This is a genomic window from Pantoea sp. R13S299 (assembly GCF_048515925.1).
Taxonomy (GTDB): domain Bacteria; phylum Pseudomonadota; class Gammaproteobacteria; order Enterobacterales; family Enterobacteriaceae; genus Pantoea.
Genome location: NZ_JBLYEF010000001.1, coordinates 618,489 through 641,314, shown reverse-complemented (window position 1 = coordinate 641,314; position 22,826 = coordinate 618,489). Strand labels below are relative to the sequence as shown.

The following is a 22,826-nucleotide window of genomic DNA, read 5'->3' as shown; positions in this document are numbered from 1 at the left end:
GCAACCGGGAGCCAGAGAATATGAAACAGGCATCAACAAACTGGGTCGATCTGCGCCGTGATGCTGTCAGCGGTATTGAGGCCCTGCGCGCTCACTTTACCGGCCACGCCTATGATCCCCACTGGCACGACAGTTATCTGATTGGCGTGACCGAGCAAGGTGTACAGCAGTTTCATTCGCGGCGCAAACAGCATCAGAGCCGTCCCGGCACCGTTTTTATGCTTGAGCCGGAGGAGCTGCATGATGGTGATGCCATCAACGACAGCGGCTTCACCTACCGGATGCTCTATCTTTCACCGCAGCAGATTGTACAGCACCTCGCTCCTGAGCAGGCTGATGTCCCCTCACCGCACGAGCTTCGATTTGCCGCTACGCTGCGTGACGATCGCCCGCTGGCGTATGCCGTCTGGCACGCATTTGATGCGCTATGGCACAACCATCCCACCATCATCAAAGAGGCGGCGATGGAACGGATGTTCGGTCAGCTTACTCCGCACCGGCAGAGGTCACTCCCCGCGCAGCCCGTGGATAAAGATGTCCGGCTGGCGCTGCAGGCGCGTGACTGGCTGATTGCCCATCATGCGGATAATCCCGGCCTGGCGCAGATGGCGCAGCAGCTGCAGGTGGATCGTTTCCGTTTATCACGCCTGTTTCAGACGTACTGGGGTTTGCCGCCGCACGCCTGGCTGGTGCAGTGGCGGCTGAGCCAGGCGCGCCGTCAGCTGGCGCAGGGCCAGCCGGTTGCCGATGTCGCTGCCGCGCTGGGCTTCGCCGATCAGAGTCACCTTGGCCGCTGGTTTAAACGCGCCTGCCAGCTCTCCCCTGCGCGTTATCAGCACGCCTGCACAAATCTTCCAGACCTGGCTTAAGCCTCTTGCCACAATGCGTTTTTTAGTCAGGAGAAGCGCAATGCAAGACCCACGATGTGTGATGATACTCAATGCCACGCTGCCGCCAGGCAAAGCCACCAATGCCGCCGCCGTGATGGCCTTAACCCTGGGTCAACGGCATCCGGCGCTGGTTGGCGATAGCCTTCAGGATGCGGAGAGCCGCCCTTCTCCCGGTTTAATCACCACCGGGATTCCGGTGCTGTCCGCCACCGACGAACAGCTCAGTGCATTGCGGGAACAGTGTGAACAGGCTGAGTTGGACCTGGTGCTGTTTCCCGAAGAGGGACAGTCCACCACCGATTATCAGGCGCTGAGCGCCGTGCTGCGACAGCAACCCCGTCAACAATGGCGTCTGCTCGGCATCGCCATCGTCGGGGATAAAAAAGCCCTGCGTAAGCTGACGGCAAAACTGGCGTTATTCAGTTAATCTTTTTGCGGGAAGCTGGCCAGGGCTTTCCGTTTTTACCCACTCCGGGCGTCAATTCCGCCGCTTGTATAGGTTATCTGTACAATTTAGGTTTAGGAATAATCCTTATAACCTGCTGATAAGTGTCAAATAGCACCTTTTGTTAAAGGATTCGATTGTACAGATTGGCCTTCATTGTATAACTTTAGCGCCACGAGTTGTCATGCGACTCTGTAACGAATGATGCATTTGCGTCGCCTCTGAAGGTGTCAGTGGATTTCCACCTTCAGAGGTTATTTTTTGCTTGATCAATTTGTGACACTGGTACCATCGCATCTGTCCATGCGGTGGTTTTTTTGATCGCTTTTGTCCTGACATCCGAACCGGAATCGGGCTGTTCTGAAGGGCTTACACATGCAATATATTCTTCCCCGGACTAATCAGGAAATTGCTGATTATTTTAACCCTGCGGCCAATAAACCTGCCAGCGAGATGGAAATGCTGGGTATCCTTGTTGCAGAGATCCTGCAGTCAGGCATGCCAGTGAATAATAAAGCAATTATTTCCAAACTCATTCATCGGCTGGAACTGGAAAGTGACAGGGAGATGCTGGATATCTACCGGCAGCTGCTCGAACTGGTGGTCCATAAAACCCCGGACGATTTCTCACTGTAAGACTGACTCCACGGAAGGAGTCGCCCCCCTTTTTCTGGCATCTTCGCCAGTCGCCCGGTACTATCTGCCCCTCACCATTATCAAAATCTTCCCGCCCTTCGCGCGGGAGCAAAACAACTAAAGAGCCTGCAAACCTTTATGACTCAAACCAATGATGTTGCCGCAACCGACGTTGTGGCGGGCGATATCAGTGTGGGCCGCGTTCTGCGTTCGCCTGGACTGCTGACCCGCGAATGCCTGGCCGGGGTGATTACCGCGCTGGCATTAATCCCTGAAGTAATCTCCTTTTCCGTTATTGCCGGTGTAGACCCTAAAGTCAGCCTGGTCGCCTCGGTCGTGCTCTGCCTGACGCTGTCGATACTGGGCGGACGCCCGGCGATGGTGACAGCCGCTGCCGGCTCTGTAGCATTGGTGATCGGGCCGATGGTCCATCTGCATGGCGTGGAATATATTCTGCCCGCGGTAGTGATGGGCGGCGTGATTCAGATTCTGTTTGGCGTGGCTGGCCTGGCGCGCATGATGCGCTATATTCCCCGCTCGGTGATGCTGGGATTTGTGAATGCGCTGGGCGTGCTGATTTTCTTTGCTCAGGTGCCACATGTCTGGGGCCAGTCATCACTGGTGTGGATCTTCTTTGCCGTGACCCTGGCTATCGTACTGTTGTTGCCACGCCTGTTAAAAAGTGTTCCTTCGCCGCTGGTTGCCATTGTAGTGGTGACGGGCGTCGCGCTGTTAATGGGCTATCGCATGCCGAACGTAGGCGATGAGGGGCCGATGAGTCCCGGCCTGCCCGGTTTTAACAGCCTGCTGGTGCCGCTTAACCTGCAGACCCTGCAGATTATCTGGCCTACCGCACTGAGCATCGCCTTTGTCGGATTGATGGAGTCACTGCTGACCGCCAAACTGGTCGATGACCTGACCGATACCCCCTCCAGTAAGCGTCGTGAATCCTGGGGGCTGGGTGTGGCGAATATTCTGGCGGGATTTTATGGCGGTATCGCCGGATGCGCGATGATCGGTCAGACCATCGTCAATGTTGAGCTGGGCCGGGCGCGCAGTCGCGTTTCTACCGTAGCCGCCGGTCTGGTGCTGCTGTTACTGGTGACAGGACTCAGCCGGATTATGGCGCAAATCCCGATGGTGGTACTGGCCGGGATCATGATGGTGGTGGCGGTGAAAACCGTTAACTGGCATAGCCTGCAGCCCGCGACGCTGAAACGTATGCCGTGGTCAGAGACGCTGATTATGGTGCTGACGGTGGCGGTGACGGTCTGGACAGGTAATCTGGCACTGGGCGTACTGGCTGGGGTGATCCTGGCGATGCTGCTGTTTGCCCGCCGTATTGCGCACGTGATTCATGCGGAACGCCAGCTGAGCGAAGATGGCGAGTCGGTACGCTATGAGGTGCGCGGTCCGCTGTTCTTTGCCAGCAGCAACGATCTGTTTGAGCATTTTGATTATGCGCATGACCCGAAAAAAGTGACTATCGACTTAACGCACGCGCAGATCTGGGATGCATCCAGCGTCGCGGCGCTGGATGGTATTGAATATCGCTATCAGCGTTATGGTACGGAAGTGACGATTGAGGGGCTGGATCCGCGCAGCACTGACTTCCATCAGCGCCTGACCGGTAATTTTGGCTAAATGACTCCGTTCTGCTGCCTCTCAGGCAGCAGACTTTACTCAGCCTGTTGTCGCCGCGCCCGGTAGCGGCCAACCATGGTGATCAGCGCCTGATAGATTAAACCGGCGTAGAGACTTGTCAGAATCGCCAGACCAGGCTCTTTGCCCTGCTGATGCCATGACATAAACCACATGAACACGCCCCACAGTACAGAGAACACCAGCCATCCGCGGACGAACTTCATAATGCCATTCATAACGACTCCTCTTAAATGAAGCGCTACCTTAGCCTGCTCCTGTCCGAAACGCATTGCCATCATGCGCGAGTTGCGAGGCGTCTCATATAATCACTACTCATTCGCCCTGTAGTACAGGCGTTTAGCCCTGGTCGGGCGATTTTGTGGTGATTCTCTATACTCAACGTTCCGCTTAACTGATCAGGGAATTACGATGAAACGTACTGCTTACCTGTTATCGACGCTGGCTGTCCTTGCCACACTCACCGCCTGTGCACCACCACCACCGGGCAGAGACGCCCCACCACCACCAAAACCTGGCAAAGCCGCACCGCCTCCACCGAGCGGGCAGCAGCCGGTTGGCGCACCGGGCGGTGTTGGCCCGGCAGGACAGCCGCAGGCGTAATATTATTCAGCCAGTCTGCATTTTGCAGGCTGGCTAATGCCGAAAGGCGCAGCCGCAGGCTGACATCTCGCCCGGCACGATTTTGCCGAAATGGGAGTGACGCTGCTTTAGTTGCCCCTCTCCAGGGCTGTTTTCTGCCTGCTGGCCCAGCCAGCGATCTATTGCGTTGCCCGTGATTTGCCTGATATCAGGTGACCAGCTGGTGAGATGCCAGGTAGAACTTCGGGCTTCCTCACTGTCTCCAAATCCTGCCACCGCCAGATGGGCACCCTGACCGAAATCACGGATCGCCTGCATTGCACCAAAGGCCAGCAGATCGCTTTCACAGAAGAGTGCCTGAATACGCTCAGAAGCTCGGGTCTTTTTCAGATAGTGCATCATCGCCTGATAACCGCCCTCACGATCAGCACCCTCCGCAAGCAGTTCGGCGTTCAATGCCCTGCCCGCTGCCTGCAACGTGGTGGTGTAACCCTGTTTTTGCGCGCTTTCACCGGGCTGACTCTGCATAAAGCCAAACCGCTGGTGCTCCTGTGCGAGCAGTGACTCTGCTGTCACTTTCCCCGCCCGCAGCGCATCCGCCTGCAGTTCGGGTTCAGCATCAATCTCAAGGACGGACAGATCACAGGAATCGGTTACCCTGCTGCCGGGTAGCAGCAGCAAACCCCGCAGCGCAAGGGGCGCAGCCTGCCGGATGAGAACTGTGAGTTCCTCGTCGTTTCCGGCGCTAAGCAGCACGGTAATGACACCGCGTTCATTAAGCTGGCGCGAGACCTCGTCCAGCACTTTCTGCTGATACGGATTGAGCAACGGGCTGGCGACAACACCGATAACCGGGGGTAAAGCCGAACCCGTGAAGTCAGGGGTAGAAGATGTAATCATGGGCTTCTCTGCGACGGCAAATAATATCCACCACTTTACGGTAAACCACCCTGTTTCAACAGGTTATGGCATTCGACGCAGGCCGCAAAAATGAGTGAAATCAGATGTAATTGGGTTGTAGTGGCTGAACAGGAGAGATGGAACAGAAGTCATCAGATACAGAAGATGGACCGGGCAGCAGGAGTTGAACCCGCATCGTCAACCCCTAAAGAGTTGCAGTAATACCTTTATACCATGCCCGAATGGCGTGCCTGGAAAAGCCGCGCTGTGTGAACAAGGGTAGTGTCACTCTGTGATCAGGCAAGCGCAAGCGGCAGCTATTTTCAGCAACCGTCGTCTGAAACCAAAAAAGAGGTGCCTTCGCCTGTCGGCATTGATTATTCAGCTAACCTTATGTTTCAGGCAGCCTGTTCCGGCCGGAACTACGGCCATCATCAAACAGAGGTCAAGACTATGCCTTCAGGACAATTTTACGTGGTTGATCAACCCGAACTGAATTTTACGGCCAATTATCATATTGATACGGTCAGTGACAAACCCTACTCATCAAGGATGTTACTGGAGATCCGGAAGCAGTCACAGCCCACCGACGCCTTTGAGGCTATCAGCATCGGACATGAAGTGACGTTTGTTTCATCCAGCGGTGAGGCGCAGCGAATGGTTTTGGTGAGTGACACGGATGACGAACTGGTGTTCAGCTCTGAGGCGTGATGCAGCCTGAAGCGCTAACGGCAGGTGCAGTGTCAGTTACCCCAGTTTTCAGGCACAAAAAAACCGCCCTTGGGCGGTTACGACATTACTGCATATTACTTTTTATTCTTTTTTCTGTGGCAGAAATATGGTGCCCGGGGCGGGACTTGAACCCGCACAGCCATAAGCCGAGGGATTTTAAATCAGGCACTTTAACCAGTTAAATCAATTAATTAAGCTAATTTTTCATAATATAGCCCCAAAAGCTACCTTAATAGATTCAATAGCTTAGAGATGGTTATGGGGCTATATTATGAAGAAAATCGCTCAAATTATAGGCCTACACGGCTCATAAACAGCCAGAACCGTTGCCGTAACCTTACCCAGCACGATAACCCCTTCCAGCCCCTCGCCATCGATGGTTTCACCATCCTGAGTGATGATCCCCGAGCTAAACATTTTGCCCAGCCGCAGGTTAACGTCGAGCTGATACTCACCAATTTGGAATGCCACTGTGTCGCCTGGTTTAGTTTTCAGAGAACGATCAACGATCACAAATCCCTCTGGTGTCTCCATGAATATCATGTTGGTGCGATGAGGCATCAGGAGCGTATTAAGGTCAATGCGTCCTTCAACATAGTCTTGTGCCGGTGATGGAAATCCCATATTTACCTCACATAACCCATGTTGCGTAACGCCCAAGTTTTGTTCTCACGCTCCTCAGTTACCAGTTCCATAAAATGCGGCTGATAGTATCTGATCCACTGATTGCACTGTTTTAGCGTCCATATGTGATTCACGTCGTGCAACTGTTTCTGGAATGCTCCGGTGGTCAGCACCTGACGCCCCCGGCTATCTTTCCTTATAGCCCTAACGAACGCTGGCGTGATTTCGCTGTCTCTCGGCATGATAAATCCCCCCTTTAGAAAAATACTGTACATATAAACAGTAATATCTAAAGGGGGATTCGAGCAAGGTGAAGTGAGATACAGATTTGTAAAGGGTCTGATGCCACAAGGTTTTTGTTTTTGGCGCTTGAAAGAGTGAGTGACTAATCTCAAATCAACCACCCCGCAGGCTGATGCGATTAACACATTATTGAGTCCGCACCTGTCCTATATGAGCGAGGATCGGAAGTCTGCAACTACTTTCAAAGCGAACTTATTACTCAAATTTTTCTGTCATAATTATTGGGATCAGGATAAATTTTTATTGAAAAGTAAAGGTTCTTAACGTTATCTTGCTCATGTCATGACTATCTACTAAAAAGTCGGCCAAAAGCTAGTTATAGTCATCTAAACTTGCTCAAACAACAATCTCGCGTTATGGGGCAAAAAATGTTCTCGTCCAAAGTGATGTGAGGGAATTGCAGGAATGTCCAAAAATCGAAATCGTAATAAAGTCATATCCGCACTTTCAATTGCGTGCTGTATACTGATTTTAATGATTATTATTCTGCCTAAGGATGTAATAACTGCTCCCTTTACAGTGAGTATTTGTGCCGCTATCGGAGGGCTAATAGCATCGTTTTTTGAAAAGAGATCGAATAAAAAAACAGAACAGATAAAAAAAGATGTCAATATAAATATTGATATTCTTTATACGTCTCGCAAAGTTAAAAAAAGTCATAAGATTATACTAATGAGCAAAGTTGAGCGTGAGTTAAAGAAAATTATTCACGATGAGGCGCATGGTAAACCAATCAGTCTCGCTAGAAAAGAAATCCTAATTGGTCTGGTTCAAAAATATAAAAACCAAGGAATTGTCCTTGACACTGATGCAGTTGATAGATTGCTAGTTGCTGAGAAAGCAATCCCAACTTCGACTGAAGAAAATAAGAAAAAACTTGATGAGCGTTTAAAAAACCACACATTGACTCAGCTTTTTCTTGTCGCCAAAAGGCAGGAACTCTTCTGGGCTAAAAATATCCTTATTTTTGCAACCGCAACTTCAGCCGGACTCTCCTACTTCTTTTTCCCTACCCTGCATAACTTAATTTTGATCCCTGCTGCGGGCTACATCTTATTGTTTATAAAAGAATATTTGTTAACATATCGGGTAAACATGGGTTACTTTGGCGCAAATAGATTTGAAGCGATTCAGCTCCTGCAATACATTGAGAACAATAAAGAAGATTTAGATCTTAATGGACCTGGCGGTAATAAACGCAAGATATTCAAAGACATTGCTCATGAGTCAAACATGCCTCCCATTGGTATTGTCGGAGGTATTTACCAATGAATAAAGATGACGCGAGCCGCTGGTCGAATAAAGCATTGAGCGTATTATTTTTCAATTACCCGATAAGAAGTGCCGTCGGCGTACTGGTAGGCATGGTTATTTGGTTTGGGTTTGATGCCTATCCGATATTATTTGAACTTTTACAAAGCTCACATAGCCGGAGTACAAAATTCTTTTTCTCACTGCTAGGTTACTTACTCATACATAGCAAGACGCTTAAAGAAGGTTTTACGGGAAAAGTTTTGAGTGAGGACATAATGCAAACTTTGAATCTAATTCATAGTGTAGATTTGCCCGATCATCAGAAAAGACTCATGTATTCAGAGGCAATTTACAAGCGTATTAATGCTCTCGAAAAAAAAGATATAGACAGTAAAAAAGAAGAAACGGCCGGGGATTAAAAATCCACTCACCTAAAAAAATATCCCTCCTCAAGTGGATATATTATCTTAAACTCCCTTCATATCAGGTCTATGGGAGTAAACCGACTTGACTAGAAGGACGGCAAATTTTGCTCGTGTTGGCTAGTATGAGCCGCAGAGCGATTTCCACTTTTGGCACAAAGCTGATTATGTGCTGGCCAACGTCCGCTATAAGCGATCCGCAGACATTGCTAACAGCAATCTGTATGAATCACCGGGGAACCGGCGGCCAACCGGGCGTGGTAATAAAAATAAGATGTTTGAACTATATTAATAAATTTTCGTTCTGGATTGAAAGTACCAATCGCAATATCAATCATGTCTTTTTTTTATTATGTAAAATAAAGGTCATTACTTAGGGCATTCTCGGCGGTAAATAATATCAAGTATGGGTAATATATCATTTTCGTCTTTTTGCACCAACGCTAAATCCGATAATGGATGATCAGCTATAGCCTTTAAATTATTAAGATATGAACTTTTATTTACTTTTGGTTCCTTGCGTAAATAATAGTAAACCGAATTTGCCAAAACATCAGCGGCAAGTGTTAAAGGTGTATTTTTGCACTTAATTTCAAATTGGATTTTTTCGAATTTAGGGATTAAATCTGATGACGTTAATATGCTAGCGTATTCTTTATTATATTTGCCGTCAACTTCACTCTTGACATGTCTGAAAATCTCCCTCTTTTTACCCATTATAACATCTATAAGATAGTTAGCTTCCTTCTTGAATTTATTCAAAACACCATTATCGATAGTATCGGTTACCACTAAAAGGTTAAGGTTCAGTTTATTAACTGATGCTGCCAGCATAAGGCTGTGGAGAAATACTTGGCTGAATAACGCAACATGGAGTGATGCGTTCACATTGCCTATACCACCCCTTTTTTCTTTAAATTCTGATTGATGAAAACCTTGGCTGTAAATTGCTTTATAAAACCACCTTAATTTAATAAGGCGTAAATTTGAAAATATTAGGTCTCTTAGTTCATTTTGATGTTCTTTTTTCAATTCGGCAATATGGAGCTTACCCGCAACGTGCTCGTTAAAAGGCTTGATTATTTGACTCAACATCAGCTCTATCTTGAGCATTTCCTGCCGGGTATATAAAAACCCAGCCATAACTCCCAAGTCGCCTTCAAATTCTTCAGTTTTATCTGCGTATCCCTTCGCACCAGATTCATCAAGAACTAAAACCATATGGTCCATACTCTCCTCCTAAGATAATGCTACTGTAAACAATGCGCAACTAACACTATCAGTAATTCCTTAAAGAACAAAACCAAATCGTTACTCATACCTTTTGAATAGTTTTAACAGTGTCCACTTCTGGCACAAAGCGGATCTCTAGACTGCCTGCAAAGATAGAAGTTGCAACTGTTTGTCTTGGTAGTGATCATGTGCCATTGAGCACTGACAGCGCTATGCTCTCCGCTAGTTCTGCTGGGTGCTCTGAAAACTTAACAACCATTCTGGCTATTGACTCCTGCGATACTGCCTGCCCTGTGGCAATGAGTTGCCAGACAGCCTCCCCCATAACCCTACATGCTGCGTCGTGTGCCTGTTCCTCGAATCGCTGATCCATAGTGCCCCCTTATTAAATCAGGCGTCAGGGTAGCTTCATAATTCACTAGCTGCACGCGGACAGTTGGAATTTTCGAGGCGCGTTCCAAATGTTCGATGAATTGAGAAGTGGTTAAAAAAACTCCTTAGTTAGATTATTTTCATGTAGCAATGATCTAACTCAAATATTGAGAATATTTGCCAGATATCATTAATCCCAACATTAGTATTCTCAAAGGGATTTTTATTCAGCATGCACAGCACTAATGAAAAGTTAAATTCAATTCAATCTCTACGCGGTCTTGCAGCAATGTTGGTTGTGATGTTCCATTTTCGAACCGACCTCGCCACGGACTTTCCTGTAGCTAACTGGCTATTTGCTCAGGGTGCTATCGGGGTTGACCTATTTTTTATGATAAGCGGATTTATTGTTTACTATGTTACATTAAATGAAAACAATGGAATGAAATCGTCAAAGATTTTTTTGATAAAAAGAATATGCCGTATTTTTCCGCCATACTTTATAGCCACACTTTTCATAGCCGGGAATTCATGGGATAAATGGTCTTCAACTTTTCGCTCTTTTTCGTTCCTTCCGGCTGATATTACTCAGGCCGCTCCTTACTTCGGCTATCCAAGGCTGTTTGTAGGTTGGTCCCTAAATTATGAATTCGTTTTTTATACTATCTGTGGATTCGCTCTTCTTTTTCGAAAGCATAAATATACTGTACTCACTGTATTTATAGTTTCATTCGTCGCATTGCCACGCTTGGTTAATGATTATGGCATACCGTTATCTAACATTAATTATGGCTATCACGGTTATTTAGCTCTGACAACCAATGGCATGATGTTAGAGTTTGTGGCGGGTATATTTATCGGCTACATTGCAGTCAACATGAAACTATATCCCTCTATGTATGCGGGCTGGGCGGTTATATGCTTAGCTACTACATACTTTATCTATATTACCTTGGGCTTCGGCAATACTCCGGGGAACGGTAATTATGATTTTGCGGCAGCTTCATTTTTTCTCTTACTTTCGCTTTCATGTTATGAATATCAATATGGAATAAACCCTCCTAAACTTTTAACATCAATTGGCACAATATCATTTTCTATTTATTTAATGCATCCACATGGTCTATCTCTGGCTCGGAAGCTCATCTCCCGTCATTACCACGGTTCATTTACGGGAGTAACAACAGCAATTCTGGCATTAATCTTTACTGCGTTGTTCTCGATGGCTTTTTATAAGTTATTCGAGATAGGACTAAGTAATTATTTGAGAAGGAAATTGTTAAATAAACTCCACAAGCCAGTTATTGCAGTTAGCTAAAATCAAGCCGCCTGAGACGGCGGCAATTATTTTAATTCATGGTTTGCTGGGCCATGTGACCAAGCTTAACCCTGACTCGTCGTGGATAGTGCTTAGATCTAATTCCTTAAGAGCTTTAATGTAGGCCATCCACTTAATAAGAATAGCCTTATCATAATCACTTATAACATCTAATTGAAGCTCTGTACGCCAATCAGCAATGGTCGTGTTTGCTTGACTAAGCAGGCTCTGCCGCTGCGTTTCTGCTATTTCATTCCATTCAATAATGGGATTTTTGAGAGTCGGCTTACCCTTACTGTCAGCTGTAATTATTTTCCCAACCGCCTGCCCCTCAAACAAAGATTTATATTCATCATTTGTTATAACCACCGCGTCTTCAGGCCAGCCGGAATTGGTGTTTTCATATAAACCTCTATCGGACTCCCGATAAAAACCACCTGTCTTGGCGCTATAGTAATATTTATCGCTTTCCATTAATTAAACTCCATAGGCTATATATCGAACGTATTGAGTTCGGTCCATATTTCGCGAGGCGTTAGTATCAACCATAACGTATGCCCCAGTCGTGCTCAGGTTAAGAAATGCAGCGCAGGCTACATACCCAGCTGATGACGCTTGATCCGCAGTGCTGCCAACAATCGATACCACACCGTTGGGAAACGCCAGTGGAAACGAGAATGAGGCGCTACCAGCGCTGCCCGATACAGGTACAGCTACCGTACCAGCCTGAATAATCAAACCAGTTGCGCTGTCTCTCCACCAGCCTCCCCCTGGGTTACCGGTATTTCTTGGCTGAAAAGTATTGTTAACCCAATTGTTGTTGTTGCTTATCTGCCCGCCGATTTGTGCGTCCACCCAAGTGCTAAGGTAGCCGCCCCATGCGGGGCCATAGACATTGCCGTCCTCAGCCAGAAAACTGGCTCCGCTGCCGGTGTAGGCTTTACCATAAATTTGTGTGTTGCCGTTCTGATCAAACCTGAACTCATGTATGGTGCCGAACCCATCCCATTGGAGCTGCAAATAGGCCCGAGTCCCGACCTCCTCGACGATCCGCATAAATCCACTAGCACCGTCTTTAAAATCCTGATCGCCACCTCGCCCCTTTATTACAACGCGGTACATGGGCGAATAAATCACAGTGCCTGTAGTGGGATTTTTTGAGTTAGATATCAGAGAAATGCTTGCCTCTTCATCCAGATTCCCTCCCGTACGGGGATATGCGCCAGTTTGCGCTGCTGTGGGAGGATTTTGCGTTGAGAACAACTCGCCGACGTCCGTTTCATCAACGGTTATATATAATTTGCGGTCACCATCATTCCAATCCATGTAAATACGGTGTTTGCCGGACGAATGTTTACCGCCGTTAGCCTGCACGGCTTGCCAGTTACCGACGAGATTCAGCCCTAAATTTTCCAGCGCTTTAGCAATATTATTCAGGTCACTAAGATTTGCGTCCTGCCTCAAAAACAAGCCATCGCCTGTGGCCACCTTAAGTTCAATGCTGGCGGTTTCATTTACGGCCAAACGAAACTGCAGGCTGACGTTGATACCGCTGACCGGCTTTTCAATGGCAGCGCAATTCGCCACTGCATAGAGTTCTCCGGTATCAGTTAACAGTCCCACTTCACGAATAGTGAACCCGCCCACATCAGCCGGAACAACGAGATGAGCTACCCACTGGTTAGATTGCTCCTGAGATACGTCCAGCCCGGATATAGCATGGCGGTATACTTCACGAATCAGTGCAGTTTGCGACGGATTTGGCGTTGCGGCCTTCCCGTTACCATCACCGATTACAAAATCTTTGATAACGACCGGCGTGCCGTTTGCAGACGACGCCGCCTCCAGCTCTTTTCCCCGGTTCGTGAGGATGCTGTAATATTGCTCTGCCACGATTATTCTCCAGTCTGAATCACAGCGTCGATGTACGCAGTTACCGCACCGCCTGTGTAATAATTTCCTGCTGCGCCAACGTCAGCGATCACATCAATGCTGCTGAGATAGCTGCGTAAATTTTTAGCCTTATTCACCTGACGCCGTATGCGGCTATACAGGCTGTCATCTATGCCCTGCAGGCTGTAGACCTCAATCCGAAACGTGTACGGCGCTCTGCGCGGGTTTTCCTGCCACCACTCAATAACTGTAGTGGGCAGGCTCACCGCCCCCAGCGCACGCCTAACAGCGCCTGCAGTGCCACGATGCTGATGCACATAGGCAGCATCGCGGCAGACCTGGCGCTTCTCTTCCTCAGTCCAGCTTTCATCCCAGAAATCGACCGATAGCTCCCATGCCAGCCAGGGCAGCAGATGGTAAGGGCAGTCATCTGCACTTTTAACGCTTCTGACCATGCCGGTTTTGATGGCGAGAATCTGTTCCCGTGATGCCTGCTCCAGCGCTCGCTCCTGATGAAGAGCGTTCTGTGGCAACAGCGAGCGAAATTTATCAGCCATTCCCAGACCCTCTTATCGTGACGCTGATTGCCTGACACCACGGCGCTTTCCCCATCTCAGCCTCAATATCTGCTGCAGGGCTTGCCAGCCTCACCCTGACCACACCAGGCTGTTGCAGAGCGGCATAGATGGCGGACAAAGGTATGACCGTATTAATTCGGTGAGAGAGTGCTGCGTAACTCGATGCAACGCTGATCGCATTATCCAGCACCGTCTGCGCATCCGGCCCATCGGGGATTTCCAGCTCTGCCGTGATGCTGTATCGCTGTATGATCGCGCTTTTAACGCTCACGAAATCCGTCAGCGGGCGAACCTCATCAGCGCTCAGATTGGCTGCCGTTTTATCCAGAAGTGTCTGAGGGGCTGTGCCGTCACCCGTTCTCGACAGCACGTATACGTCGACCTCTCCCGGACGGCTGTGATCCTCTGGCCCGTATGCATCTGCATCCAGCACGTCAGCATCAGCCGACCGCGCATGAAAGCGATATGCGTTACGCGCTCCTGCGGTATTAAGCTGCGCCCATGACAGCTGGATACGTTCCCGGTAGGCATCATCGTCCTCCGGTTCCGCATCCACAGGCGGAACAGCATCAGGGTCAGCAGGAGTAATGACATAGCGTTTAACATTGAAATTTGCACCAATCTGATCCAGGTCTGCACCTCTGGCGCTTGCCAGAAATACGGCACGCACGGCGTCATTGACGCGCTGAAATGCCAGCGTCAGCTGATACGCATTTACCTCGCCCTGTTTATAGGCTGGGTCCGACTCCACCAGCGCATCAAACTCCGGGTCCAGTTCGCGCAGACGCGCCAGCCACCGGGCAAAAATGTTTGACGCGTCAGGCACGATAATGGCGTCCGGAACCTCCAGCTCAGACAGATTAATAACATCAGAACTAATTGCCATTGATAGCTATGTCTCCGGTAGTTGTTGGGGTGCCGCTTTCTTTATTGATTCCCTCAACATCCACAATGAACGTGGATTCATCGTCGGGAAGTGAAACAACAACCCGCGTCACCTGCAGTCGCGGTTCCCAGCGCGCCAGGGCTTTTGCAGTGGCCGCAATAATCCGTAACCGGGTCAGATCGTCACGAGGCGCATCTGCCAAATCCGGCAGCTCACTGCCGTAATCGCGAACTAAAACCCTGCTGCCTATCGGCGTGGTCAGAATGTCGCTGCACGACTGGCGCAGATGCGCCGAACCCGACAGGCGTTTGCCCGTCCGGATATTTACACCGTTCATGAGAGTTATCCGTTAGCGTAGAGGGGGATTAACCGAAATAGGCTGGGCCAGTTTTGTCTTTTTTGCCCTTCTTGCCCTTTGCTTTAATGTTTACCACCAGGTTATAGGTGAAACTCAGCCCCGATGGCGTCAGAGAAAAAACCAGGGATTCCACCAGCCACGAGCGATCCTCTCTGGAACCAAACCCAGACGTAATCACGCCGGACTCTGCGGTTAGCGCAATATGTCTGGGCCGACATGGACCGTTCAGCGTCATTTTCTTTTCGTTACGCTGTGCCTGAGTTTTGCGGGATTTGGCCTGCTGGTCTGCTGCGGATTTTTTAGGCTGGGTGTAGGGGTTAGTCAGTGCCGGGCCATCGTGATCTACGGATGTGGTTTTCGTCCTGCCGTCAGCCTCATCAAAATAGCGCACGCTGATTTTCTCTTTTTTCTGCCCTGACCCGGTTGAGCTGCCGCGCTGACCTTCACTGTATGACCAGGTGGACAGTTCATCAGGGCTAATCGTGATGCTTCCTGTCGATTTTCCGGTAGCGGTTTTCGATGCACCCTGCTTCAGAAATAACCAGAACCCGCCAGCGGGTTTACTGATTGCATTGTACATTCTCGCCAGCCGCGACATCAGATTCGCGTCTGACTCTGCAACCTGGTCGATGTGATCGATATGAATTTCTGCGAGTTCTGCGGCCACTTTCGGTTTCAGTCCATTTTCTGTGGCAACGGTTTTAACGAGATCGGCCAGCCGGATATCATCCCAGCTTCGCGTTTTGTGGCTCAGCACGTTACCGGGATGTTTCTGGGCGTTCATTGGTGCGGCAGTGGCATAGATTTCAACGCGGCGAGGTGGCCCACTACTGCCCACCCCCGAAACAACAAACCACCCCTTATCGACCAGCTGATCATTAAAGCCCATCGCCACCCTTAAACGTGCTCCCTTAGATGGCAGTGGCAGAGTTTGAGAAATCAGCGTGATTTTAAGTTCATCCGCTTTGGCTGTTGCCCCGCCATTATCCGTCAGGGTTAGTTCGCTCAGACACTCCTGCAGAGCGCGGGTAATGTCCTTGCCCTCTGCGCTTACACTGAATGCTGGCGCATACTCTGGATTTACAATCTGTTCAGCCATGTTAATCCCATAAACTAAATGCCGAATCAGTAACCGGCGTGGTCAGGTCCGGGAACGTAATAGCGACTCCTGCAGTAAGAATGGCATCCCTGTCTGCCAGCCCCCGATTTGCCTCCAGTACCGCTGAAACGTTGGATGAGAGATTTGCAGTGCCATAATGATCTGCGCAAATAGCGTCCAGCACATCGCCATCACGGGTTTGATATATCGTCGGCATAATGTTTTAACGTCATCGTCCAGTTTTTATTACGGTGTCCGCCTCCCGGCAGGAACCGATCAGTTGTATCGCTGAATTGAGTTACCGCCCACCAGCCCAGCACATCGCCCTCACCACTCACCAGCAACTGGGGCTGAGCCAAATCAGCCAGGTCGTAAAGGTCATTAACCGCATCCACGCCGTTACGAAAGAACGCATGTGCCTCGCCATCAAGCCGCACCGTCCGCCCGGGTTTTCCTGTGTACTGCAGCAGACTCTGTTTGCCTATCCTCTCCTGTTCACTCCAGTTCCAGCTAGCCTCACGTGAAAGTGATTTAAACGCTGTGGTATCAATAGAGAAGGCAAAATCGCCCAGCATCATCATGACGCGGTCAGCCTGACTACCACGAATGGCGGACTGCTGTGCCTGTCCGGATGCCTCAATTAAAGGGATTATTTCACTCACCAGATAGCGCCTCCATCCAGCATGCTGTTATCTCCCGTGAATGCCGGGTTGGTTTTGGTAATGGACTCCAGCTCGTCGGCAATCCCACGCTCGCTCTGTCCTTGCGCACCGTTGATTTCGAACCGGTATTCAAATTTCCGGTTATCGGTCATCTGATACGCTTTCTGCTGACTGTCAGCTGCAGCAAGACCACTGTTTAAGTCATCCCAGCTCCTGCCTAACTGAGTATCCGACGTTGCAGAATTGTTTTTCAGGGCATCCGTGAAATCCGGCAATCCCTCTTTCTTCGCAGTCAGAAAAGGATCGAGCGATTTATCAAACGTCTCATCGTCATCGTTGAAAAAACTACGGGTAGCGGTAAAAGATTTTTTAACCTGTTCCGGCAATTCCGGGTGCTGCTTCAACTGCTGATCAAACCACTCTTCCTGACCGTTACGTTTTGCCGTCAGTCTGGCGATATCGACCGATCCCGTCATCGCCAGCGATTTCAAAACATTTTTTTGATCCCCCCGCTCATCTGGTAGCAGCCAGGAGAGTTTTTTAGCCAGGGCATAAATAATTTTCCCGACATACACCACGCCCTGGCCGAACGTCAGTACGCCGGGATAAAGATCATCGCGCAGAAATTTTACGACCCTGCTGATGCCGCCGCCTTTAAACCACTCAGCCAAATCATCAGTCAGTTCCCTGATGTGGGGAGCAAGCTGATTGCCAAGCTGTCCCGATATCTCCGCCCCGGCGCTGAAGAGAACGGTTTTAAGGTTCTCAACCGCTTTATTGCCCTCCACCGCGCCGTCAGCACCCGCTTTGGTGACGAGGTTATAGCGGTGCTGCTCATCCATTAAGTCGCGATAGCTCCTGCCGGACTGTTTCACCAGCATCAACAACTTGCTGGCCTCGCCGCCGAAAAGAGAATCCAGAGCGAACGAGGCTTTTGACTCATCTTTCAGGCTCAGCGCACGCTCAATGATTTTACTGAACTGCGCCATGTCGCTCAGGCCAGCCATGTCACCCGCTTTGAACCCCAGCGTTTCAAAGGCGTCCTGCAGCGCACCCTGCTTGCCGTTCTGCTTATACTCCCCGGATTTGTGCAGGTACTCCTCAAAGAGATCGCCAAAATTCTCGCCGGTCATGTCGTACTGTTTTGCCAGCGAGTCCCACGCGTTATAGGTCTCTACATCAACGCCATAGCTGCGCGCCACACCCGTCTGCCGTGCTGTTTCTGCATTGGTGGCCGCTGGCGCAATGAGTGACGCCAGCGCGGTGGCAACCACACCGCCGCCGCCAATCCCAAGACCAGGTGCCACCATGCCCCCAAGGTGGCCACCGACGTTTAAACCGCGCCTGAAAAGCCCGCCCGCCTTGCCTTTAAAGGCATTAATCCGTTCACCACGCTGAATCTGGCGGTTCAGTTTTTGCTGTTCGGCCTCGGTTTTGCGTATCTCACGCGTCACCGAACTGTACTGACGTTTCAAATCGCTGATGCTGTTTCCAGCCAACTTGGCTTTTTTGATCTCGGTGGCGAGTTTTGTCTGGTCCTTAGTAAGACGCTCGGATTCTTTTCCCACCGCTTTCAGGTTCTTTTGCAGGTCGGTCGCTGAGCGTTTCCATGAACTGTCGATATTGCCGCCAAACGTTATGGTGGCTTTAAGGTTTTGACTTATTCCGGCCACGGTTTAATGCCTCCATTTCGTCAAACAGAAAATCGGAAAACGTGCTGAATGGCATATTCAGATAGTCCCCCATAGGGAAATGCAGCCGCCTGCCCAGAAAGCGTATAGCCCGGATCAACTCTCCTTCGGTCGCTCTCCGGGCGGGAGCATAAAAACGTTGAAGGCATCCGTTAGCTGCGCATAATCCGCTGCTGTCAGCAGCCAGATATCCTGTTCGCTGAGGTTACATAGCTGCGCAATCATCCGCGCCTCCTTCTCCTCTTCATTGCCGCGATCTTTTGCATGTGCAATGCGGTCGCGTACCAGCGGTTCGCGCATGTGTACAACGTTTAACTCTGCGCCACCCTCCAGCGCGACGGGGGTAAACAGTTTGATGGTTCGTGTTGAAGCGGGAAAACTCATCATCAGCTCCTGAAATAAAAAAACGGCCCGGAGGCCGTTATGAGTGAAGGGTTAAGGGTTAAGGGAGGCAAATTACAGGCGGACTTTTGATGCCAGTCCGGCCAGCACGTCAACGCCGTTGACGCGTCGGGCAAATCTCTCGGTGTCGATTTCAAACAGCTCCTGACCGTCTTTAGTCTGTTTGTAATAACTGACCGCAATGTCAACCGTAAAGGCGTTCTCTGACAGAGCGTCTTTACCCCGCGTATCGGGAGTGACGGTATGAACAAAGCCCTCAATCTCCTCAACCGTTCCCAGTGCGGTACCGTTAGCCAGATAACCCTGATAGGCAGTGAAGCGTGGGCGACTGCCACTGACGAAACCGAACGCCGTCAGCATGTCGGTATCGATGCCGTAAAATTTAATCTGACAGGTCATTGCTTCCATGCCGTCATCAACGGGTGTCGGTGCGTCCTGCGCGCCGGTACGCAAATCGGTTTTGACGATTGCCAGTGTCGGCGGCGTGAATTCGTGCGCGCCCTGAATGCGCACCCCCTGCCGGAAAAACGTCCAGACGCGTAATGTATTTTTATCACTCATGCCGCCAGCATCTCCTCAAGCGCATAATTGTTATTAACCCGGACACGCAGGCTGATCAGCTCGGTTGGTGACTTAGGACCAAAATCGTAATTGATATAAAGTTCACCTGCTGCCAGCGTTTCTTTTGTGTTCAGCTCCTTATCCAGCCAGGCTTCGCCACCGAAAATGGCTTTCAGCCTGACCAGTTTCCGCATATAGGAGTTAATGGTGCCAATGATGTCATCAGCATTTTCCCAGTCCAGAGGACGGTCCACGTACGGCAGCATGGCCTCCTGAATGCTGTCCTCAATCACGTCCGCCGTGCGACGGACTGATTCAAAATGCCACTGCGGATCGTCCGCGCACAGGCGGTTACCCCAGTGTTTAAATCCAGAGCGTCGCACGATGGTTGAGACGTTCTGCATATTCAGCAGGTTGGCATCGCAATTTCTTTCGCCGAGGATAAATTCATCAATCTGCTCAACGCCGAGGATATTGTTGATGTCCTGATTGGATTTGCTCCACCACCAGCCCTTTTCGAAATCGATCCGGGCACGCAGCCCGGCAGCAAATGCGGAATAGGCCCGGTATACCAACTGGCCGTCACTGTTGCTCGTCTGAACACGCGGACGCAAAAGCTCGGTACGTGCGCCATATGACTGGCGGCGCTGGACCACCTCCTGCAGTGTTGCGCCTGACGCACAGTCAACATAAGCCACAGCTCGCAATTTACCGGCAACCGTCTCCAGTGCTTTACCTACCGCGTCGTCCTCACTGAAACCGGGCGCAATAACAATGCGCGGTTGATAGGTGGTCGCGGATTTAGCAGATGAAAGTTTACCGATACCAGCAAGAACGGCGGCACGCTGCTTCTCTTTCGTTGTTTCCTCACTGACGCGCACAATTACGGTCAGAGCGTTGCGCTGGTCATTGATGTCAGCAATGGCCTGCTTAAGCGTTCCGGTGTCACCCAGGCGGGACATCATCGTTGTGCCAACAATCGCCACGGGCGTATTGAGCGGGAACGGTTCATCCTCTCCACCAGTCAGCTGAAGCGTAAATGGCGTGACAAAGCCCGCTCCACTGCCTGAAACCAGTATTTTCGCGCCATCCTGTGCAGGTACGACGGCAACAACATCAGCGGGAGTTGCATTCAGCACCCCATCCTCATCGCAGCCCAGCGTGATGCTGAGTTTGAGTGCGGCGGCATCCCATGATGCTGATGTGGGAACAGCTGCTTTTACAGTCGAGTCGGGTACACCTGCAACAGCCTCCACGCTGATAACATTTCCCGCTCTGCCGATGATGGTTGTTTTGAAGTTCAGCACGTTATCGAGTATCGGGGTTCCGGTCGTAGCACTGGCTGGCGTACCGGCTGATGCATCAGGAGCGGTTCCCACCAGCCCAATAATTGCCGTCTGAATCGTTGTTACTGCAACGGTGCCAGAGGTTAACTCTATAGTTTCAACACCATGTAAATCACCCATCTGTTTTCTCCAGGCATAAAAAAACCTGCCGAAGCAGGTTACATTTTCTGATTAGGTTTACCGGTTATTCCACCACTGTCTCCGGGGTGGTCATGGTCGTTATGCACCTCCCGGATTTTGCTCATAGTGCCGGTGCCGTCACTGATATCGCCGGTCGCTTCAATGTCGCTGTTAACTTGCGTTTTCCCCTGCACCGTTAGCGTTTCAGTGATTTCAACAGGACCATCCAGCGTGCCGATTCCAACAATTTTGTATGATCCCCCTGCCGCGATTTTGATTGTCAGTGCATGGGCCTCCCGGTCATACCTGATTTCGGTGCCATCGCTATAGCGGGTGATGTGCTCGCTATAGCTACCCTCCGGCACAGGCATTGCTCCCGTATTCCAGCCCGGAAACACACGGCCATTGTTCAGCTCTCCGGCCTCTGACAGAACGGTTACAGCATCACCCACTGCGCAGGGGTTTGAGTCGGAACGGTTTGAACCTGAAAAACCCTGGCAAAGTGGCAGCCAGGTGGTGACGATATCTCCGAGATCGACGCGGCACTTTGGCTGCTTATCATGGCGGACTGAGTGAATCACGCCACGGCGGATGAGATTAGCCAGCCGCCGCTGCAGGTCTCCACTGATATCACTCATCGGCTTTTGACTCCCAGACCAACTGATAGTCATCGACGTGCGCACGCCCTACATCAGGCGATTTACCAAGCCACACCTTACGCAACGGCACACCTGATGGTGCAAACGGGTCAGTGCCAAACGCGGCTGATTGCGTGTATGAAATCCGCCAGACAAGGTAATCATCCATACGGGGATCAAACTCATCACGTTCAGCTGATATGAATTCAGCTGGCTCAATGTGACCGATACCGAATTGCTGACCGTCAATCCATTGCGTGATATCTGCTGCTGCAGTTCGCAAAAAAATTTCAGGTTTACTGGCGCTGGCTCCCTCAGAATCCACCACGACAAACAGATCACAGCTGAGTGAGACCTGCATCTGGCCCTCATTACCGCCACCCTGCTCCCAGCTGTTAATCGTGAAATACACTGCAGGCGTGGTTAAGCCAGTAAATCGGGGAATGTTTTTTTCGGGATAGGCATCAGCATCCCGCACCCACGCTATGTTTTTCAGCGCCGAAATAACGGCGTCATGGTACTGCCCCATCATTAACGGTTCAGCCATTGCAAACCTCACACAGAAATTTTGGCTTTAACACGGCCACACAGATCGCTCTGAAAATGATGCATAAAAATCTCCAACACCTCCGCAAACGCGTTGTCCTCTATGTAGTTCAGCATTGGTTCATAGATATCAATTTCAGCATCATGGGTCCGGCGCGTTTCCGGGTCACGAATCACTACCGTGCGTCGATTATCGCGGCGACTCCGAGCCACCTCCCCATTCTCAAACGTGCGGGCTGACAGCAGGTTCCCTTTAGGAGTGAATCCGACTGTGTTAGCCCGTCGCCGCGATTTAATAAACCGGCCCGTATTTTTATCGCGCCGATCATGATGTGGCCGCACGCGGCCAGAGATTTTCCCTTTTAGGTCTTTCACCTTTATCGCGTTCAGGCCAAACCACAGTCGGAAATTATCCAGCGTGGAATTAGAGGCTGGCTGAACACGAAACGACAGGAGGCGACGGCGCACCATATTCATGCTGCGCGGTGCCAGGCCATCTTTAAGATCGGCCATTGCCCGCTTTCTCAGCGTTGCCCCTGTTCGCTGTAATGCCCGTGAATACGCGGCACGAAACTGTTTTTGTGTGGCTCCGATTTTTTCCGCTATCCGCCAGATAGCGGTAACGTCAATATCCACGGGTAAATCCCGCCTAAGCCGCGATTCACGTGCCATT

The 22,826-nt window shown here is 50.3% G+C and carries 28 protein-coding genes; 9 read left to right on the top strand and 19 right to left on the bottom strand.

The window, feature by feature from the left end:
- The first annotated feature begins 20 nt into the window (after positions 1-20).
- The 4 genes from ACN1CO_RS03190 to ACN1CO_RS03175 all read left to right on the top strand — a co-directional run bounded on the left by ACN1CO_RS03190 (position 21) and on the right by ACN1CO_RS03175 (position 3,615).
- The gene (locus ACN1CO_RS03190; protein ID WP_419137603.1) at positions 21-869 is read left to right on the top strand and encodes an AraC family transcriptional regulator; all 849 of its coding nucleotides are present in this window, start codon (positions 21-23) and stop codon (positions 867-869) included.
- A gap of 40 nt (positions 870-909) precedes the next feature.
- Positions 910-1,317 (top strand): DUF2000 family protein, encoded by a 408-nt coding sequence (locus ACN1CO_RS03185; protein ID WP_419137601.1) that lies wholly within the window; start codon positions 910-912, stop codon positions 1,315-1,317.
- Between the two features lie 393 nt (positions 1,318-1,710).
- The gene (locus ACN1CO_RS03180; RefSeq protein WP_090962383.1) at positions 1,711-1,971 is read left to right on the top strand and encodes a biofilm/acid-resistance regulator YmgB/AriR; all 261 of its coding nucleotides are present in this window, start codon (positions 1,711-1,713) and stop codon (positions 1,969-1,971) included.
- Positions 1,972-2,109: 138 nt separating this feature from the next.
- A complete protein-coding gene (locus tag ACN1CO_RS03175; protein WP_419137598.1) occupies positions 2,110-3,615 on the top strand; it encodes a SulP family inorganic anion transporter in 1,506 nt (501 codons plus the stop codon).
- A 35-nt stretch (positions 3,616-3,650) separates the two neighbouring features.
- On the opposite strand, the gene ACN1CO_RS03170 is transcribed toward ACN1CO_RS03175, so the two are convergent.
- Entirely contained in the window at positions 3,651-3,851 is a 201-nt protein-coding gene (locus ACN1CO_RS03170) for a DUF6404 family protein (protein WP_003849972.1), read from the bottom strand.
- A gap of 193 nt (positions 3,852-4,044) precedes the next feature.
- On the opposite strand from ACN1CO_RS03170, the gene ACN1CO_RS03165 reads away from it, so the two are divergent.
- Positions 4,045-4,236, top strand: a complete 192-nt coding sequence (locus ACN1CO_RS03165) for a hypothetical protein (RefSeq protein WP_419137596.1) — start codon at positions 4,045-4,047, stop codon at positions 4,234-4,236.
- Positions 4,237-4,269: 33 nt separating this feature from the next.
- Here ACN1CO_RS03165 and ACN1CO_RS03160 read toward each other — a convergent pair whose 3' ends face one another.
- Positions 4,270-5,115, bottom strand: coding sequence for a substrate-binding domain-containing protein (locus ACN1CO_RS03160; protein WP_419137594.1), 846 nt, complete (start codon positions 5,113-5,115; stop codon positions 4,270-4,272).
- Between the two features lie 282 nt (positions 5,116-5,397).
- Between ACN1CO_RS03160 and ACN1CO_RS03155 the strand changes: the two genes are divergently transcribed.
- Positions 5,398-5,826, top strand: a complete 429-nt coding sequence (locus ACN1CO_RS03155) for a hypothetical protein (protein WP_419137592.1) — start codon at positions 5,398-5,400, stop codon at positions 5,824-5,826.
- Positions 5,827-6,132: 306 nt separating this feature from the next.
- Here the strand turns inward: ACN1CO_RS03155 and ACN1CO_RS03150 are convergent, their stop codons facing one another.
- The gene (locus ACN1CO_RS03150; protein ID WP_419137590.1) at positions 6,133-6,471 is read right to left on the bottom strand and encodes a phage repressor protein; all 339 of its coding nucleotides are present in this window, start codon (positions 6,469-6,471) and stop codon (positions 6,133-6,135) included.
- 708 nt (positions 6,472-7,179) lie between these two features.
- On the opposite strand from ACN1CO_RS03150, the gene ACN1CO_RS03145 reads away from it, so the two are divergent.
- Positions 7,180-8,046, top strand: a complete 867-nt coding sequence (locus ACN1CO_RS03145) for a hypothetical protein (RefSeq protein ID WP_419137588.1) — start codon at positions 7,180-7,182, stop codon at positions 8,044-8,046.
- A complete protein-coding gene (locus ACN1CO_RS03140; protein WP_419137586.1) occupies positions 8,043-8,447 on the top strand; it encodes a hypothetical protein in 405 nt (134 codons plus the stop codon). Before ACN1CO_RS03145 ends, ACN1CO_RS03140 begins: the two co-directional genes overlap by 4 nt.
- A 372-nt stretch (positions 8,448-8,819) precedes the next feature.
- Here ACN1CO_RS03140 and ACN1CO_RS03135 read toward each other — a convergent pair whose 3' ends face one another.
- On the bottom strand, positions 8,820-9,680 hold the full coding sequence (locus ACN1CO_RS03135; RefSeq protein ID WP_419137584.1) for a hypothetical protein: 861 nt from the start codon (positions 9,678-9,680) through the stop codon (positions 8,820-8,822).
- 607 nt (positions 9,681-10,287) lie between these two features.
- On the opposite strand from ACN1CO_RS03135, the gene ACN1CO_RS03130 reads away from it, so the two are divergent.
- Complete coding sequence (locus ACN1CO_RS03130; protein ID WP_419137582.1) at positions 10,288-11,373, top strand: acyltransferase family protein; 1,086 nt, start codon at positions 10,288-10,290, stop codon at positions 11,371-11,373.
- Between the two features lie 36 nt (positions 11,374-11,409).
- On the opposite strand, the gene ACN1CO_RS03125 is transcribed toward ACN1CO_RS03130, so the two are convergent.
- From ACN1CO_RS03125 to ACN1CO_RS03055, 15 genes are all read right to left on the bottom strand, one after another.
- On the bottom strand, positions 11,410-11,847 hold the full coding sequence (locus ACN1CO_RS03125; RefSeq protein ID WP_419137580.1) for a tail fiber assembly protein: 438 nt from the start codon (positions 11,845-11,847) through the stop codon (positions 11,410-11,412).
- A 3-nt stretch (positions 11,848-11,850) separates the two neighbouring features.
- A complete protein-coding gene (locus tag ACN1CO_RS03120; protein WP_419137578.1) occupies positions 11,851-13,266 on the bottom strand; it encodes a phage tail protein in 1,416 nt (471 codons plus the stop codon).
- Between the two features lie 2 nt (positions 13,267-13,268).
- Positions 13,269-13,823: a phage tail protein I gene (locus ACN1CO_RS03115; protein ID WP_305819899.1), complete on the bottom strand. Its 555-nt coding sequence runs from the start codon at positions 13,821-13,823 to the stop codon at positions 13,269-13,271.
- Positions 13,816-14,730, bottom strand: coding sequence for a baseplate assembly protein (locus ACN1CO_RS03110; protein WP_419137575.1), 915 nt, complete (start codon positions 14,728-14,730; stop codon positions 13,816-13,818). The genes ACN1CO_RS03115 and ACN1CO_RS03110 overlap by 8 nt, the downstream gene beginning before the upstream one ends.
- Positions 14,720-15,067, bottom strand: a complete 348-nt coding sequence (locus ACN1CO_RS03105; RefSeq protein WP_419137573.1) for a GPW/gp25 family protein — start codon at positions 15,065-15,067, stop codon at positions 14,720-14,722. Before ACN1CO_RS03105 ends, ACN1CO_RS03110 begins: the two co-directional genes overlap by 11 nt.
- A 28-nt stretch (positions 15,068-15,095) precedes the next feature.
- Complete coding sequence (locus ACN1CO_RS03100) at positions 15,096-16,187, bottom strand: late control protein D (RefSeq protein WP_419137571.1); 1,092 nt, start codon at positions 16,185-16,187, stop codon at positions 15,096-15,098.
- Between the two features lies 1 nt (position 16,188).
- Positions 16,189-16,404 (bottom strand): tail protein X, encoded by a 216-nt coding sequence (locus ACN1CO_RS03095; protein WP_419137570.1) that lies wholly within the window; start codon positions 16,402-16,404, stop codon positions 16,189-16,191.
- Entirely contained in the window at positions 16,379-16,849 is a 471-nt protein-coding gene (locus ACN1CO_RS03090) for a phage tail protein (RefSeq protein ID WP_242634072.1), read from the bottom strand. Before ACN1CO_RS03090 ends, ACN1CO_RS03095 begins: the two co-directional genes overlap by 26 nt.
- Positions 16,846-18,522, bottom strand: a complete 1,677-nt coding sequence (locus tag ACN1CO_RS03085) for a hypothetical protein (RefSeq protein ID WP_419137568.1) — start codon at positions 18,520-18,522, stop codon at positions 16,846-16,848. The genes ACN1CO_RS03090 and ACN1CO_RS03085 overlap by 4 nt, the downstream gene beginning before the upstream one ends.
- A 114-nt stretch (positions 18,523-18,636) precedes the next feature.
- Positions 18,637-18,924, bottom strand: coding sequence for a phage tail assembly protein (locus ACN1CO_RS03080; RefSeq protein ID WP_419138961.1), 288 nt, complete (start codon positions 18,922-18,924; stop codon positions 18,637-18,639).
- Between the two features lie 72 nt (positions 18,925-18,996).
- Positions 18,997-19,503, bottom strand: a complete 507-nt coding sequence (locus ACN1CO_RS03075; RefSeq protein ID WP_419137566.1) for a phage major tail tube protein — start codon at positions 19,501-19,503, stop codon at positions 18,997-18,999.
- Positions 19,500-20,969, bottom strand: coding sequence for a phage tail sheath C-terminal domain-containing protein (locus ACN1CO_RS03070; RefSeq protein WP_419137564.1), 1,470 nt, complete (start codon positions 20,967-20,969; stop codon positions 19,500-19,502). The genes ACN1CO_RS03075 and ACN1CO_RS03070 overlap by 4 nt, the downstream gene beginning before the upstream one ends.
- Positions 20,970-21,007: 38 nt before the next feature.
- Positions 21,008-21,607 (bottom strand): phage baseplate assembly protein V, encoded by a 600-nt coding sequence (locus ACN1CO_RS03065; RefSeq protein ID WP_187491677.1) that lies wholly within the window; start codon positions 21,605-21,607, stop codon positions 21,008-21,010.
- Positions 21,600-22,154, bottom strand: a complete 555-nt coding sequence (locus ACN1CO_RS03060; protein WP_163657256.1) for a hypothetical protein — start codon at positions 22,152-22,154, stop codon at positions 21,600-21,602. Before ACN1CO_RS03060 ends, ACN1CO_RS03065 begins: the two co-directional genes overlap by 8 nt.
- An 8-nt stretch (positions 22,155-22,162) precedes the next feature.
- Positions 22,163-22,825 carry a hypothetical protein gene (locus tag ACN1CO_RS03055; RefSeq protein WP_419137561.1) on the bottom strand — a complete coding sequence of 221 codons (663 nt, stop codon included), beginning with the start codon at positions 22,823-22,825 and terminating at the stop codon, positions 22,163-22,165.
- Position 22,826 lies beyond the last annotated feature (1 nt).